Annotated in this window: 1 protein-coding gene; it reads left to right on the top strand. The window is 64.3% G+C overall.

Features of this window, described 5'->3' with window-relative positions; all coding sequences use genetic code 11:
* The first annotated feature begins 447 nt into the window (after nt 1-447).
* Nucleotides 448-18,228 carry a non-ribosomal peptide synthetase gene (locus ACMGGW_RS20445; protein WP_197832232.1) on the top strand — a complete coding sequence of 5,927 codons (17,781 nt, stop codon included), beginning with the start codon at nt 448-450 and terminating at the stop codon, nt 18,226-18,228.
* Nucleotides 18,229-18,258 lie beyond the last annotated feature (30 nt).

The raw sequence follows: 18,258 nt of genomic DNA, 5'->3' as shown, positions 1-18,258 counted from the left end.
TAATTGGAAGTAAATTAATTAAAAAATAAATTATTATCATTAAAACAATAAAGTATAACTTATTGATATGGAGGGGCTCTTACCGTAAGTATTGTTGCACATTAACTGTGGTGAATAATACAAAATAATATTAATCTCTCCATAATTATATCGAGTTAATAAAAGCGGAATACGCTCGTCATCCCTGAGTAATATCGGGGAAATAAAATGATCATTTATCCCCTTTCGCACATTTCGCCAAAAAAAATATCCTCTCCTATACTTCACACCTCAGCAAATTGAGGCACAGGGGGAACCTCTGGATTAACCATTTCATTCTTTCTTAGTTGGGGGAGACCCAGCTTTTCTACGGTTTTTTATTCTGACTTGAACTGTCGGACGGCCAGGCTTTGCCTAAATCCGGACGGACCCTTTCATTAACGTAATGAAAACGTGCTAGAGAATATTATGAACAAACAAACTGATGTGAAGAGTGGGGAATTCCGTACGGGTGCTCATATTTCGTTGGAAAAAGTCGAACTGCATGAAATTACCACCGCTCAGCGCGAGCTTTGGCTGAGCGCCAGCATGTCTGAAGGCTTGCCATTCAATATGTGGGGATACGGCACGATACAAGGGCCGTTGCAGATAGCCCTGCTGCGCCAGGCGATAGACGCGATCATTGAAGAAACGCCGGCGATGCAGGCCCATTTCACCGAACAAGACGGCGAGCTTTATCAATACCGTGCGGCGCGCAGTCATGACCCGCTTTCCGTGCATGACTTCAGCAGCCAGGAATACCCTGAGCTGGCGGCGCAGCGCTGGATGCGGCAAGATGCCGATCGCGTGATCTCCGCGCTGGATCAGGACCTGTTCGGTTTTGCCTTACTGACGTTGGCGCCGGGCAACTATATCCTCTACCGACGTTTTCACCACATGCTGGTAGATGGCCGCAGCGCCGAAGAGTTTATGCGTCGTATCGCGCTGTATTACAACGCATTAGCTGAGAAAAAAAACATTCCTGAATTCAGCAATTGCAGTTTTACCCGGCTCTATGAACACGACCTGCAGTACCGCGATTCTTCCCGCTTCGCCACCGATAAACAGTTCTGGCAAGGCTATACGCTCGCCGCGCCTTATAGCCTGACGCGTCAGGAGAAACTCGTCCCTTATTCGTCCATGCAAATCAGCAATCACACATTAAAAATAAATGAGATAGCGGCGATTGATCGGGGGGCGGAAAAAGCCGGCGTACATCGCGCTCATATATTGGCGGCGGCTGTCGCATTATGTTTCCATAGTATTACTGGTCAGACCTTATTGAATTTCAGCCTGCCGGTGACCGGTACGCGAGAGCGAAACAGTATTGGTATGACTGCGAATGTGGTGCCACTGATTTTAGCCATTAACCCTGAAAGTCGTCTGGCTGATTTTGCACAACAGGTCGCTGCGGAAATAGCCAAAGTGGTTCGTCGGCAATTATATCGCGGTGAGGATATTCGTCGCGATCGCAGCACCATGAGTTCATCCTGGTTTGGTCCCGCCATCAATATCGTTTCCTTCGATCATGGCGATCCGTTTTGGGGATGTAAGACACGTTGGTACTACGGTGGCAACATCGCCGTCAGCGATATGCAAATTCTGTTTTACGAAGATCAGCAGGCGCAAGAGTTGGACGTCATGTTTGCCGATGCGCCGCATGCCCATTCATTAAGCCAGCTTGAGAGTTTACAACGGCGTTTCCAATTTATTCTGCGGCTCCTCTCTGAACAACCTGAAGGCAGCATTGCCCAGGTGATGCAACAGATCTCTGCGCAGCCTGAAGCGGACGTCAGCGGCAGTTTCTATGATCTCCGTCGACTGCCGCCGGCCGCCGGCTTCATCCGCTGGGATCGCCCTGCTGCTGAGCTGGTGCGCCTCGCGACGTCACTCGGCCATCCTGCGGGGAATTGCCCGCTGAAAATCCTGTTGGCCGACCGGGCGCTGGGCGTTGGGCGCCTGGAAATGCTGCCTGACGCCGACAATGCGCCACCCGGTACGCTGCTCTGCGTCGACGATGCGGGTTGGAATATCGCCACGGCGGAAGGGGCGGTGCGGATCGGGGGCTGGTTCACCGCCGAAGGCGAGCTGACGGCGGGGGAAGCGCTGGCGCAGCTGCACGGTTTGACGGTGGGCGAGCCGTTACCGTTGCTTGATCCTTCGCAGGCGAAACGATTGGAGGAGCGACAGGCGGCCGGTGGGCATCATGCGGCCTTCTGGCAACCGCGATTGGCGCAGTTTACCCCGGCGGCGTTCCCGGTGGCCTGGCAGCGCGAAGCCCGGCCGGCATGGCAGGCTACGGCCTGGCAACACGCGGGCAAGATCGAGGTTGAAGCGGTGTTGACCGGGCTGGCGCTGTATCTGGGATTGATGGGCGGCGAAAGTGATTTCCAACTTGGCTGGCTGAACGCGACGGACGACGTCATCGGCGAACCGGGCCAGGTTTGGACACTGCCGCTGCAGATCTCGCTGAATCCGACGCTGGGTTTCGCCGAGGCGCAGGTGCAGATGCGACGCGAATGGCAGCAGGCGCGCGCGCGTCGCGCCTACCATCCGGCATTGCTCGGCCTGGACACGCGTTCGCGCGCCTGGTCAACCGTCGTGACGCTATTGCGCCGCGACACCTCGCCGGGATTCGACGACAGTCAGGAGGGCGCAGCGGCGGTGAAACGCTCCGGCGCTCGGGCAGTGCTGCAAATCTGTGAAAGCAACGCCGCTTTCCGTTGGGTGTACGACAGCGCCGCGGTGGGGGACGAGCAGATGCTGCGTGCCGCGCAGCATCTGCTATTGCTGCTCCGGCAGGCCGCTGCGGCGCCGAATGCGCCGGTGCGAGGCGATCGTTTACTGAGCCAGGCGGAGCGAGAGCTATTGCTCAACGTGCGCAACCGCACGCACCGGGCTTTCCCGCAGGCGTCGAGCGTGTCGGCCCTGTTTGAAGCGCAGGCGCGGCGTACGCCGACGGTGCCGGCGCTGTCTCAGGGGGCGATGTCGCTGAGCTATGCGGAATTGAACGCGCGCGCCAACCGGCTGGCGCATTACCTGACGGCACGCGGCGTAGGGCCGGAAAGCCGCGTAGCGGTCTGCGCCGCGCGCAGCCCGGAGATGATCGTCGCACTGCTGGCGATCCTGAAAGCCGGCGGCGCCTATGTGCCGCTGGATCCGGCTTATCCCGCTGAGCGTCTGCACTATATCGTGCAGGACTGCGCGCCGGCGCTGCTGTTGGCGGATAGTACCGGCCGCGCCGCGCTGGGGGCGGTAGCAGCGCCGTTGTTGGCGCTGGAAGACGCGCTGCCAGAGCAGGATCACGACCTGCCGCCGCGCGCGCAGCCAGGCAGCCTGGCGTATGTGGTTTACACCTCGGGCTCGACCGGCAAACCGAAAGGGGTAATGGTGGAGCAGGCGCACCTGATCAACCTGATCATGTGGCACTGCGAAGCGACCGGTTTGCAGGCTGGCGAGCGAACGACCAGCATGGCCGGGTTGGGTTTTGACGCCAGCGTTTGGGAAATCTGGCCGACGTTGACGCAGGGGGCGACGCTGCTGCTGCCGCCGGCAGAGGCGACGGGCAATGGCGAAGCGCTGCTGCAATGGTGGCGCGGCAGCGGTGTGCAGGTCGGGTTTATGGTGACGCCGCTGGCTGAGATCGCACTGATGGGCGAGATGCCTGCCGATCTGCGGATGCTGCTGATCGGCGGCGACAGCATTCGCCGCTGGCCGCTACCGGCGCCGCCTGGCGTAACCATTGTGAATAACTATGGGCCGACGGAGACGACCGTGGTAGCGACTTCGGGCGAGCCGGCGGTCGGTACGGCGATGCCGTCTATCGGCCGGCCTATCGCCAACGGCCGGGCGTACTTGCTGGATGACGATGGCCAGCCGGTGCCGCTGGGCGCCGTGGGTGAACTGTATATCGGCGGCGCGCAGGTGGCGCGCGGTTACCTGAACCAGCCGGCGCTGACGGCGGAGCGTTTCCTGGCCGATCCTTTCGCGCCGGGCGGCCGCATGTACCGCACCGGCGATCTGGCGCGCTATATGCCGGATGGCAGCCTGGAGTATCTGGGCCGCAACGATCTGCAGGTAAAAATTCGCGGCTTCCGCATTGAATGCGGTGAAATCGAGTCGCAGCTGGCTATGCATGCCGCCGTGCGCGACGCGGTGGTGGATGCGCTCACGGATGGCGAAGGCGACAAACGTCTGGTGGCCTGGGTCGTGCCGCAGCCGGAGGCGGAGCGTGAGGCGCTGGCGCAGACGTTGCGCCGGGCACTCGCTACAACGTTGCCGGATTATATGGTGCCGACGGCCTTTGTGTGGCTGGAGGCGCTGCCGCTGTCGCCGAACGGCAAACTGGATCGGCGCGCGTTGCCGGTACCGGCGCCGGATGCCGCCATGCGCGAAGCCTATGTCGAGCCACAGGGGGAAACCGAAACGCTGCTGGCTCAGATTTGGCAGGGGTTGCTGAGCGTTGAACGCGTGGGGCGTCACGACAACTTCTTCGAGTTGGGCGGTCATTCGCTGCTGGCGGTGAAGCTGATGGCGCAGCTGCGCCAGGCCGGGCTGTCGGCGAGCGTTCAGGCGCTGTTCTCCACGCCAACGCTGTCGGCTCTGGCGCAAACGCTGGTGTCGCAGCAGCGGATTCAGGTGCCGGAAAACGTGATTGCGCCGGGCTGCCGTGCAATCACGCCGCAGATGCTGCCGCTGGCCGATCTGACTCAGGCGGAGATCGATCAGATCGTCGACGGTGTGGAGGGGGGCATCGACAACGTACAGGATATCTACGCCCTTTCCCCGTTGCAGGAAGGGATCTTGTTCCACCACATGCTGGCGGAAGAGGGCGACCCCTACCTGCTGTCGGCACTGCTGCGTTTCGACAGCCGGGCGCGTTTCGATCGCTGGCTGGCGGCGATGCAGCAGGTGGTGGAGCGTCATGACATTTTGCGCACGGCCTTTGTCGGTGCGGGGCTGTCCGAACCGGTACAGGTCGTCTGGCGTCGGGCGCGTTTAGCGGTGATCGAGCTGGCGCTGGATCCGGCCGAGGGGCCGGTCGGCCGTCAGCTGGAAGCGCGCTTCGACCCCCGACGGATCCGGCAGGATCTGACGCGGGCACCGCTGCTGTATTACGTTATCGCCGAAGAGAGCGACGGCAGCTGGTACGTCTTGCAGCAGTGGCACCACCTGATTGGCGACCACTCGACGCTGGCGATGATGGGAGAAGAAGTCAACGCCATTCTGGCCGGGCGAGGCGATACGCTGGGCTGCGCGCAGCCGTTCCGCAATGCGGTGGCGCAAGCGCGTTTGGGGCTCAGCGAACAGGAACATGAGCGTTTCTTCCGCGGCATGCTGGCGGACATCGACGAACCGGTACTGCCGTTCGGGCTCGGCAACGTACACGGCGACGGACAGTGCGCCAATACCGGCCGTCTGGCGCTGGCACCTGCGCTGAATGCCGGCCTGCGTCGACAGGCGAAGCGGCTGGGCGTCAGCCTGGCCAGCCTGTGCCATCTGGCCTGGGCGCAGGTGCTGGCGCGCACCAGCGGGCGTGATGCCGTGGTGTTCGGCACGGTGCTGCTGGGCCGCATGGAATCGGGCGAAGGCGCCGACCGGGCGCTGGGGCTATTCATCAATACGCTGCCGCTGCGGCTGGATATGGACGGGCGCAGCGTTGAGGCGTCGGTGCGGCAGGCGCATGCGCGCCTGAGCGGCTTGCTGGCGCATGAGCACGCCTCGCTGGCGTTGGCGCAGCGCTGCAGCGGCGTGAAAAGCGGTGCGCCGCTGTTCAGTGCGCTGCTGAACTACCGCCACAACGACGGGGAAGCCTTGGCGCTGCCGGAAGGGGTCAGCCTGATCGGCGCGGACGAACGCACCAACTACCCGTTCGTGCTGTCGGTGGACGACGGCATGGATTCGCTGGCGTTGACGGCGCAGGTCATCGACCCCATCGAAGCCTCACGGGTGTGCCGCTATATGCAACAGGCGTTGACCGCTCTGGTGAATGCGCTGGAACACACGCCGGAAATGCCGGTACGTGAACTGTCGATTCTGCCGGACGACGAGTACGCCTTGCTGATCAATGGTTGGAACGCAACGGCACAGCCTTATCCGCAGGACGTTTGCCTGCATGGGCTATTTGAAGCGCAGGTGCGCCGCACGCCGGACGCCGTGGCGCTGGTTTGCGGCGACGCCGAACTGAGCTACGCCCAACTGAACGCGCAGGCCAATCGCCTGGCGCACGCGCTGATGCAGCGCGGCGTCGGGCCGGATTGCCGGGTGGCGGTGTGCGCCGAGCGCAGCCTGGCGATGGTGACGGCATTGTTCGGCATCCTCAAGGCCGGCGGCGCCTATGTTCCTCTGGATCCGGCTTATCCGGGCGAACGTCTGCAATATATCCTGCAGGACGCCGATCCGGTGCTGCTGCTGGCGGACGCCGCCGGCCGCGCGGCGCTGGGCGAACACGCGGTGCCGCTGCTGGCGCTGGATGAACCGTTGCCGGACGATCTGAACGCCGATAACCCGGCGCCGCGCGCGCAGCCCAATCATTTGGCCTACGTGATTTATACCTCCGGCTCGACCGGAAAACCGAAAGGCGCGATGAATGAGCATCGCGGCATCGTTAACCGCCTGATCTGGATGCAGCAGGCTTATGGGTTGACGCCGGCGGATACGGTGCTGCAGAAAACGCCGTTCGGCTTCGACGTCTCGGTGTGGGAATTCTTCTGGCCGTTGATGTATGGCGCGCGCCTGGTGATGGCGCGCCCGGAAGGCCACAAGGATCCGGAGTACCTGAGCCGCGCCATTGAACAGTATGGCGTGACAACGCTGCACTTTGTGCCGTCGATGCTGCAAAGCTTCCTGCTGTATGAAGGCGCGAGCCGCCGCTGTGGGCAGGTGGTGCGCGTCATGTGCAGCGGCGAGGCGCTGCCCGCCTCGCTGGTGGCGGAGTTCTACCGCCAGATGCCGCATGTCGAGTTGCATAACCTCTATGGTCCGACCGAAGCGGCGGTGGACGTGACCGCTTGGCACTGCACCCGCCAACCCGGGCTGGTGTCGGTGCCCATTGGGCGGCCGGTGGCCAATACGCGGATCTATCTGCTCGATGAACAAGGGCAGCCGGTGCCGCTGGGGGCGGTTGGCGAGCTGTATATCGGCGGCATCCAGGTAGCGCGCGGCTATTTCAACCGGCCTGAACTGACGGCGGAGCGCTTCCTGGCCGATCCGTTCGATGCCGGCCACGGCGGCCGCATGTACCGCACCGGCGACGTGGCCCGCTACCTGCCGGACGGCAATATCGAGTATCTGGGCCGCAACGATCAGCAGGTGAAGATCCGCGGTTTCCGTATCGAATGCGGCGAGATAGAGGCGGCGCTGGCCGCGCATCCGCAGGTACGCGAAGCCGTGGTGGATGCGCGCGGCGGCGACGGCGGTGAGAAACGCCTGATCGCCTGGGTGGTGCCGCAGCCAGGTGCCGATGAGGCGTCGCTGGCGGAGGTGCTGCGCCGGCATTTGGCCGACAAACTGCCGGATTACATGGTGCCGGCCGCTTGCGTGCTGCTGGAGGCGCTGCCGCTGTCACCAAACGGCAAGCTCGATCGCCGCGCATTGCCCGACCCGTCGGGCGAGGCCTATCGTCGTGAAGCCTACGAGGCGCCGCTGGGGGACGTCGAGCAGCGTCTGGCTGCGCTGTGGGAAGAACTGCTGGGCGTGGATCAGGTTGGCCGCAACGACAGCTTCTTCGCCCTGGGCGGCCATTCGTTGTTGGCGGTGCGTTTGGCCAACCGCCTGCAGCAAAGCGGGTTGCCGCTGTCGCTGCAGGCGCTGTTCGCCAACCCGGTCCTGCAGGCGCTGGCGCGCCAGATCACGCAGGCGGAAAGCCTGCCGCCGATTCTGCCTGCGCCGCGCGATGCGGCCTTACCGCTGTCGTTCGCTCAGCAGCGCCTGTGGTTCCTGACCCAACTGGACGGCATGAGCGAAATTTACCACATGCCGCTGGCGCTGCGGTTGCGTGGGCCGCTGAATCTGGCCGCCTGGCAGAGCAGCCTCGACGCGCTTTATGCGCGCCACGACGCGTTGCGCACCGTCTTTATCAGCCGCGACGGCCAGCCGCAGGCGCTCATTTTGCCGATCGCCGGTTTGCCGCTGACAATCCACGATCTGCGCGGCGTCGCGGATGCGCAGGCGCGCGCCGCCATGCTGATACGGGAAGAGGCTGTGGCGCCCTTTGATCTGGCCGGGGGCCCGCTGTTGCGCGCCAGCCTTATCCGGCTGAGCGACGAGGAACAGCTGTTCGCGTTGACCTGCCACCACATCATTTCCGATGGTTGGTCGAACGGCATATTGCTGCGGGAGCTGGGTGCGTTGTATGGCGCGTTGTGTCGCGGCGAACCATCGCCGCTGCCGCCGCTGGCGTTGCAATACGCGGATTACGCCCACTGGCAGCGGCAATGGCTGCAGCCGGCGCGCTTGTCGAAGCAGGCCGATTATTGGCGCCAGACGTTGGGCGATGCGCCAGCGCTGTTGACGCTGCCGACCGACCGTCCGCGCCCGGCGGTGCAGTCATTCGCCGGGGATCGGGTGGCCGTCTCGCTCGATGCCGAACTGACTGCAGCGCTGAGGCAATTCAGCCTGCGTCAGGGATGCACGCTGTTCATCACGCTGTTGACGGCGTGGAGCGTCGTGCTGTCCCGTTTGTCGGGGCAGCGCGATCTGGTGATCGGCACGCCGGAGGCCAACCGTCGCCGGCTGGAAACGGAACCGATGATCGGCTTCTTCGTCAGCACCTTGGCGCTGCGCATCGATCTGTCCGACGATCCGGATTTGTCGACGTTGGCGCTGCGCGTGCGCGATACGCTGCTGGCGGCGCGCGATCATGGCGATCTGCCTTTCGAGCAGGTGGTTGAACAGGTGAACCCGCCGCGTCATCGTGGCCATACTCCGTTGTTCCAGGTGATGCTGAGCTGGCAGGACGGTTCGGTGCACGACATCGGCCTGCCGGGGCTGCAGGCGGAAGCGATCGATGCCGGCTATGCCGCGGCGAAATATGACATGACGCTGGATCTGACCGAGATCGGCGAAGAGATCGCCGGTTCGCTGTATTACGCCACCGCGCTGTTCGATCGTGAAACCGCCGAGCGCTACGGGATCTATCTGCGCCAGGTGTTGCTGAGCATCGCGTTGGCGGCGCCGCAGCCGGTTTCGCAGCTTGCGCTGTTGCCGCAGAACGAACGGCAGCGGTTGTTGCATGGCTGGAACCGGACGCCGGACGAACCGCAGGCGGATCTCTGCCCGCACCATCACCTGGAGCGGCTGGCGCTGCGCACGCCAGAGGCGATCGCCGCGGTGTGCGGAGAAGAACGCCTCAGCTATCGGGCGCTCAATGAACGAGCCAACGCGTTGGCGCAGGTGTTGATCGCGCGCGGCGTCGGGCCCGATCGTCTGGTGGCGCTGTGTGCGGAGCGCAGCACGCCGATGCTGGTCGGGTTGCTGGCGATCCTGAAAGCGGGCGGCGCCTATGTGCCGCTCGATCCGGCTTATACCGGCGAACGCCTGGAGTACATTTTACACGATGCCCGGCCGGTGTTGCTGCTGGCCGACGCCGCAGGGCGTTCGGCGCTGAGCGGGGCTGATGTGCCGACGATGGCGCTGGAGGAAGACTGGGGCACCGAGGCCGCCAATCCGCAGGTTGCGGGGCTGACGGCGGCCAATCTGGCCTATGTGATCTATACCTCCGGATCGACCGGTAAGCCGAAAGGCGTGATGGTGGAACACCGTCAGGTTGAGCGCCTGTTTACCGCGACCGACGCCGGTTTCGGCTTTGACGCCGGGGATGTCTGGTGTCTGTTCCACTCGTTCGCCTTCGATTTCTCGGTATGGGAAATCTGGGGCGCGTGGCGCCACGGCGGCCGGTTGGTGATCGTGCCGCAGGAAACGGCGCGCTCTGCCCCCGCGTTCTATCAGTTGGTTTGTCACCAGGGCGTGACGGTGCTGAATCAGACGCCAAGCGCCTTTAAAGCGTTCATTCAGGCTCAGGACGACACGCCGCATCGGCTGCGCTACATCGTCTTCGGCGGCGAAATGCTGAATCCGGCCGATCTGGCGCCGTGGTATGCCCGTAATCGGCCGGACGCGCCGCGGTTAATCAATATGTACGGCATAACGGAAACGACGGTGCACGTCACCTACCGGGAAATGTCTCCTGCGGACATCACCGGCAGCGGCAGCCCGATCGGCCGGCGCATCCCGGATCTGCGCCTGTATCTGCTTGACGAACACGGTCAGCCGGTGGCGCAGGGCGCAGTGGGTGAGCTGTATGTCGGCGGGCTGGGCGTGGCGCGCGGCTACCTGAATCGGCCGGAGCTGAATGCGCAACGTTTCCTCGACGATCCTTTCGTGGCGGGAGAACGGATGTATCGCGCCGGCGATCTGGCGCGCTATCTGCCGAACGGTGAGCTGGAGTACCTGGGGCGCAACGACCAGCAGGTGAAAATTCGCGGTTTCCGCATTGAGTGCGGTGAGGTGGAGGCGGCGCTGCTGGACCATCCTGAGGTCCGCAGCGTGGCGGTTGACGCCTGGCAGGACAACGGCGGCGACAAACGTTTGGTGGCCTGGGCGGTGCCGGGCGAAGGGGGAGATCGGGAAACGCTGGCGCTGCGGCTGCGCCAGCATCTGGCCGGCCGTCTGCCGGACTATATGGTGCCGACGGCCTTTGTGTGGCTGGACGCGTTGCCGCTGACCACCAACGGCAAACTGGACAAACGCGCGCTGCCGGCGCCTGAGCTGGGGGCCGCCGCGCGCGCCGTTTATGAAGCGCCGGCCAATGAACGAGAACGCCTGCTGGCGTCCATTTGGCGTCAGTTGCTGAATGTTGAACGCGTCGGTCGTCATGATGATTTCTTCGCTCTGGGTGGACATTCGCTGCTGGCGGTACAGTTGGCCAATCGGGTACAGCAGGCCGGCTGGCGGCTGCCGCTGTCGGCGCTGTTCGCTGCGCCGGTGTTGCAGGCGCTGGCGCAGTGGCTGGAACGGGAGGGGGCGGCGCCGCCGACGGCCATCGTGCCGACCCCACGTCACGACGCATTGCCGTTGTCGTTTGCCCAGCAGCGGCTGTGGTTCCTGAGCCAAATGGGCGGGATCGGCGAGACTTACCATATCCCTCTGGCGTTGCGCCTTGACGGCGACCTGGATGCGCCGGCGTTCCAACGCAGCCTCGACGCGCTGTATGCCCGCCACGAAGCCTTGCGCAGCGTGTTTGTTTGCCAGGATGGGCAACCTCAGGTGCGGATCTTGCCGGAGGCGGCCATGCCGCTGGCGCATCACGACTTGCGCGGCGAGCGTCATGCGGAGCAACGTTTGCACGCGCTAGCCGAAACGGCGATGAAAGCGCCGTTCGATCTGGAAAGGGGGCCGCTGGTGCGGGCTTGTTTGCTGCAAGTGAGCGAGCGGCGGCATCTGTTCCTGCTGACCTGCCACCATATCGTTTCCGACGGCTGGTCTACCGGGATCCTGATGCGGGAGTTGAGCGCATTGTATGGCGCCTTCCAACGCGGTGAACCGTCTCCGCTGCCGCCGCTGGCGGTGCACTATGTCGATTATGCCGTTTGGCAGCGCCAGTGGCTGACGCAGGAACGGTTGGCCGAGCAGGCGGCGTTCTGGCGCCAGACGCTGGGCGATGCGCCGGCGCTGCTGACGCTGCCGACCGATCGGCCGCGTCCGGCGATGCAGTCGTTCGCCGGCGGCGAGGTGCCTCTGGTTATCGACGCGGCGCTCACCGACGCGCTGCGGCGGTTGAGCCGCCAATACGGCGGCACGCTGTTCATGACGGTGCTGGCCGCCTGGAGTTTGGTGTTGTCCCGCATGGCCGGCCAACCGCAGGTGGTGATTGGCACCCCGGAGGCCAACCGCAGCAGGCTGGAAATCGAACCGCTGGCCGGCTTCTTCGTTAGCACGCTGGCGATGCATGTCGATCTGCGCGGTGAGCCGACGCTGAAAATCTTGCTCGAACGCGTGCGCGAGACGGTATTGGCGGCGCGGGAAAACGGCGATCTGCCGTTTGAACAGGTGGTGGAGGTGGTCAATCCGCCGCGCCAGCTGGACGCGACGCCGCTGTTCCAGGTGATGCTGGCCTGGCAGGACGGCTCGGTGCGCGATATCGCATTGCCGGGCCTGCAAACGACGGATGCCGGGCTGAGCTATGACGTCGCGAAATTCGACATGACGCTCGAGTTGGCGGAAAGCGGCAGCGGCATTGTCGGCTCGTTGAACTACGCCAGCGCCTTGTTCGATCGCGACACGGCGGTGCGCTACGGCGCGTATCTGCAGCAGGCGCTGCGAGCGATGGCGGCGGATCTTGACCAGCCGGCGGCGCGCGTCGATCTGCTGCCTGCGGCCGAACGCCAGCTGCTGCTGCACGAGTGGAACCGCACCGAGCGGGCGTATCCGGCGCAGGCGTGCGTGCATCAACTGTTCGACGAGCAGGCGCGGCGCACGCCGCAGGCGACGGCGTTGGTCGATGGCGAGCAGCTTATCTGCTACGCGCAGTTGGCGGAGCACGCCAATCGGCTGGCCTGGCGCCTGATTAAGGCGGGCGTGGAGCCCGGCCAGCGCGTGGCGATCCGGTTTGAGCGCAGCGCTGCCCTGGTGATCGCCCAATTGGCGACCCTTAAGGCCGGTGCTGCCTATGTGCCGGTTGATCCGCAGCTGCCGGCCGGCCGCCAGAACTGGATCATCGCCGACAGCGGTGCAGTACTGTTGCTGAACGGCGGCGAGGACGACGCGCAGATCGGCGTCGGCGTCGCTCGTCTGCCTCAAAGCGATGACGCGGACCTGCCGTCCGATGCGCCGATATTGGCGAGCAACAGTCTGGATCTGGCCTACATCATGTACACCTCCGGCTCAACCGGTAAGCCGAAAGGCGTGATGGTGCCGCATCAGGGGATCAACCGACTGGTGATCAATAACGGTTATGCGGAGTTCAGCGACTCGGATCGTATCGCTTTCGCCATCAACCCGGCGTTCGATCCGGCGACGCTGGAAGTTTGGGGAGCCTTGCTGAACGGCGCCGCGCTGGTGGTAGTACCGCCGGCGGTCTTGCTGGACGCCTCGGCGTTCGCCGATTTGCTGACGCGCCAGGCGATTACGGTGCTGGTGCTGCCAACCTCGCTGTTCAATCAGCATGCGCATAGCATTCCCGCGACGTTAGCGGGGCTGAAATACCTGATCAGCGGCGGCGAAGCGGCGGATCCTCATGCCTATACCCGGGTGCTGAAGGAGGGGGGCCGGGTGCAGCTGATCAACGGATACGGCCCGACGGAAGCCACCACTGCCGCTACCTCGGCGCACATCACCGTGGCGGCGGGGCGGCACCGTTTGCCGATTGGCCGGCCGATCGGTAATACGCGGGTGTATCTGCTGGACGAACATCGCCAGCCGGTGCCGCTGGGCGCGATCGGCGAGCTGTATATCGGCGGCGTGGGCGTGGCGCTGGGTTACCTGAATCGCGAAGACCTCACGGCCGAGCGTTTCCTGGCGGATCCGTTTAACGAGGGAGGCCGCATGTATCGCACCGGCGATTTAGCGCGCTATCTGCCGGACGGCAACCTCGATTACTGCGGACGCAACGATCAGCAGGTGAAGATCCGCGGCTTCCGCATCGAGTGCAGCGAGATTGAAGTCCTGCTGGAAACGCACCCGGCGGTGCGCGAAGCGGTGGTTGACGTGCGCGGTGCGCATCCTGCGTTGATCGCCTGGATCGTGCCGCAAGCCGAGGCCGAGGGCCGCGATCTGACCGACGAGCTGCGGCGGCATTTGGCGGCGCAGCTGCCGGACTACATGGTGCCGGCGGCCTGTCTGATGCTTGCCGACTTGCCGTTGACCCCGAATGGTAAAGTGGATCGCCGCGCGTTGCCGACGCCACAGGCCGGCGATTTTGCGCGCGTGGGCCATGAAGCGCCTCAGGGCGACACGGAAACCCTGTTGGCGGCGATCTGGGGCGAATTGCTCGGTCTGCCGAATGTCGCCCGACATGACAATTTCTTCGAGTTGGGCGGGCATTCGCTGCTGGCGGTGAAACTGATCGCGGAGCTGCGTCGCTGCGGCCTGACGGCGAACGTGCAAACGCTGTTTACCGCCCCGACGCTGGCCTCGCTGGCGGAGGCGCTGGAGGCGCGCTGCGAAATCGAGATCCCCGAGAACCTGCTGCGGCCGGATAGCGCGCGCATCACGCCTGAGTTGCTGCCGCTGGCCTCGCTGAACCAGGTTGAGATCGACAGCATCGTGGCGCGCGTGCCGGACGGGGTGGCCAACGTGCAGGATATCTATGCGTTGTCGCCGTTGCAGGAGGGGATTCTGTTCCACCACCTGTTGGCGGAACGGGGCGATCCGTACCTGCTGTCTACGCTGTTGCGCTTTGAGAACCGCGAGCGTCTGGATCGTTGGCGGGCCGCGATGCAACAGGTGATCGATCGCCACGATATTCTGCGCACAGCGTTCATCAGTGAGGCGATCCGCGAGCCGGTACAGGTCGTTTGGCGCGCCGCCGCGCTGCCGTGGACTGAGCTGACGCTCGATCCGGCGCAGGGGGCGATTGGCGATCAACTGCTGGCGCGCTTCGATCCGCAGCATGCGCGTCTGGATCTCAGCCGTGCGCCGCTGCTGAACGTCGTGGTGGCGCAAGATAGCGATGGCGGCTGGTGGATGCTGCAGCAATGGCATCATTTGGTGGGGGATCATTCCACGGCGGCATTGATCGAAGAAGAGATCGCCGCGATCCTCGCCGGCAAAGGCGCCGAGCTGGGCGCCGCGCCGCCGTTCCGCAATGCGGTGGCGCAGGCGCGTTTGAGCGTCAGCGCGCAAGAACATGAAACCTTCTTCCGCGCCATGCTGGCGGACATCGAAGAGCCGGTGCTGCCGTTCGGGCTCGGCAACGTGCGCGGCGATGGCAAGGGCGTCACCACGGCGCACCAGCCTATCGACAAGGCGCTGAACGAACGTCTGCGGCATCAGGCCAAACGGTTGGGCGTGAGCCTGGCCAGCCTGTGCCATTTGGCCTGGGCGCAGGTCTTGGCCCGCACCAGCGGCCACGACCGCGTGGTGTTCGGTACCGTGCTGCTGGGACGCATGCAGGCGGGGGAAGGCGCCGAGCGAGCGATGGGGCTGTTTATCAATACCTTGCCGCTGCGCCTCGACATCGGCGATGACGATGTGGCGACGGCGGCGCGCCAGGCCCACGCGCGGCTGAGCGGGTTGCTGCAGCATGAGCACGCGCCGCTGGCGCTGGCGCAGCGCTGCAGCGGCGTGGCGGTGGGGATGCCGCTGTTCAGCGCGTTGCTCAACTATCGCCACAACAACGGCAGCGAGCTGGTGTTGCCGGAAGGCATGACGCTGTTGAGCGCGCAGGAGCGCACCAACTATCCGTTCGTCCTGTCGGTGGAAGACGGCGGCGACTCTCTGGGGCTGACGGCGCAGGTCAGCGAACCGGTGCCGGCGGCGAGGATCTGCGGCTATATGCAACAGGCGCTGGCCTCATTGGCGCAGGCGTTGGAAAGCCAGCCGACCCTGCCGGCGAGCGAGCTGGAGATCCTGCCGCCGTCTGAGCGCCGGCTGCTGCTGGAGGAATGGAATCAGACGACGGCGCCTTATCCGGCAGAGCTGTGCGTGCATCAGCTGTTTGAACGCCAGGCGCAGCGTGCGCCGCAGGCTGTCGCGATCGTGCAAGGCGACCGTCGGATCGGCTATGCGGCGTTGAATGCCCAGGCTAACCGGCTGGCGCATGCTCTGATCGCCCACGGCATTCAACCGGGCGAGCGCGTGGCGACGCGTCTGACGCGCAGCATCGATCTGGTGGCGACGCAGCTGGCGATCTTCAAGGCCGGCGCGGTGTATGTACCTATCGACCCGCAGCTGCCAGCGGCGCGTCAGCAGTGGATCCTGGAGGACAGCGGCGCGCGCCTTATCGTCGGTGAAGCGACGGACGGGGATACCTTGCCGCTGCTGCGGCCGGCAATCTCCGGCGGTGACGAGAACGACCCGGCGCTGTCGCTGTCGAGCGCTGAGGTGGCATACATCATGTACACGTCCGGCTCCACAGGGCTGCCTAAAGGTGTGATGACGCCGCACCAGGGCATCACTCGGTTGGTGATCAACAACCGTTATGCGGCGTTCGATGCGACCGAACGGGTGGCTTATGCCGCTAACCCGGCCTTCGACGCCGCGACGATGGAGGTGTGGGCGGCGCTGTTGAACGGCGGCGAACTGGTGGTGATCCCGGCGGAAACCGTGATGGATGCGGCGCGCTTGAGCGCCGCATTGACGCAGCATCGCGTGACGACGCTGTTCCTGACGACCGCGTTGTTCAATCAGTATGTGTACAGCATGGGCGCGACGCTCGCCCAGCTGCGCTATCTGATCTGCGGTGGGGAAAAGGAGGAGCCGAGCGCCTTCGAACGCCTGCTGCAGGAAGCGGGGCCGGTACAGCTGATCCATGCCTATGGGCCGACGGAAGCGACGACCTTCGCCACGACGGCGGCGATTGCCGAGGTGCAAGGCGCCATGCGTTTGCCGATCGGTAAACCGATCGGCAACACCCGCGCCTATGTGCTGGATGCGCGCGGCCGACCGGCGCCGCTGGGCGTGATTGGCGAGCTGTATATCGGCGGCGTCGGCGTGGCGCTGGGGTACCTCAACCGGCCGGAACTGACCGCGGAACGTTTCCTGAACGATCCGTTTAACCCGGGCGGGCGCATGTATCGCACCGGCGATCTGGTGCGTTACCGGGCGGACGGCAACCTCGAGTATCAGCGACGCAACGATCGTCAGGTGAAAATTCGCGGCTTCCGTATCGAGATGGGAGAGATAGAGGCGCGCCTGGCGGCGCATCCGGCGGTGAACGAAGCGGTGGTCGATGCCTGCTGCGTCGGTGCGGATACGCGGTTGATCGCCTGGATCAGCGTGCGTGAGAACGTGGCGAGCGACGGGTTGGCCGGTGAGCTGCGTCAGCACCTGGCGGCGCAGCTGCCGGACTATATGCTGCCTGCGGCCTTTGTCTGGCTGGCGGCGATGCCGCTGACGCCAAACGGCAAGATTGATCGGCGGGCTCTGCCGGCGCCGGAGATGGCCGCCGCCGCAGGCGAAGCCTACGAAGCGCCGCGCGGCGATACCGAGACGCTGTTGGCGCAGGCGTGGGCGGAGTTGCTGGGGCTGCCGCAGATCGGCAGACACGACAACTTCTTCGAACTGGGCGGCCATTCGCTGCTGGCGGTCCGTCAGGCCAGCCTGGCGCAGCAGTGGGGGATCGCACTGCAGGTACAGGCGATCTTTGACCACCCGGTGCTGGCGGATCTGGCGGCGCATGTCGAGCAGCGCACGGGCGGACAGCCGCTCAGGGCATTGCCGGCGCGCCGCAGCGGCCAGCGCCCGCCGGTCTTCTTCATGCCGACCGGTTATGGCGATCACTCCTATGTTTATGAGATAGCCAAAGAGATCGATGCGGACTTCCCGATTTATGCCGTGCCGTGGCCAGAGATGACCGACACGCCGCCGGCAACGATGGAGGCGATGGCGGAGATCGTTGCCGGCGTCATCCGGCAGGTGCAAGCCAGCGGGCCGTATCACCTGTTCGGTTATTCTTCGGGCGGGATCTTGACCTACATGGTGGCGGAACGGCTGCAGGCGGAGGGGGAAGAGGTGGCGCTGGTGGGCCTGCTCGACACCCTGCGGCCGCAGCAGGCGATGCGCGATGCGACACAGCTATTCCTCAGTTGGCTGGAGGTGGAACATCCGACGCTGGAGGCGCCGCTGTTCTCTCGCCTGCAGCCGCTGTCGGTGGAGGAGGCGTTGGCCGTGCTGCACGGCCAGGGCATCAGCACTTACCTCGACGATCCGCTGAAGGAAGCCGCGTTATGGCGCAAGCGTTATCACTATGCGACCCTGGTCGGCGCCAGCGTCATCCGGCCGCTCGGCCTTAATCTGCACCTGTTTAAAGCGGTGGAGGAGATGCCCGGCTTGCTGAACGACGATCTGGAAGCCTACTGGCAGCGCATCAAGCCGGCGGGTTACAACCGCCGCGACGGCTCGGCACTCGGCTGGGAGGGGCATTTGCCGGCGTCGGCGGTGACGGTCAACCTGGTTGATGGCGATCATGTCACCATGATGTCGGAAGCCGTGAACCGGCGCGGCTTAGGGGAGCGCATCAGCGCCGTGCTGAATTCGCTCGTCCGACGCTGACCGCGTTGCTTGTCAATGAAGCCCTCGCAG

This window comes from Serratia sp. BNK-4 (assembly GCF_048685115.1).
Lineage (GTDB): Bacteria > Pseudomonadota > Gammaproteobacteria > Enterobacterales > Enterobacteriaceae > Serratia > Serratia bockelmannii.
The sequence above is the reverse complement of the archived record's forward strand: the minus strand, read 5'-3'. Positions and strand labels throughout refer to the sequence as shown.

Excerpts from the sequence above, each read along its gene's own strand:
- ACMGGW_RS20445 (WP_197832232.1), top strand. The coding sequence starts at position 448 with ATGAACAAACAAACTGATGTGAAGAGTGGGGAATTCCGTACGGGTGCT.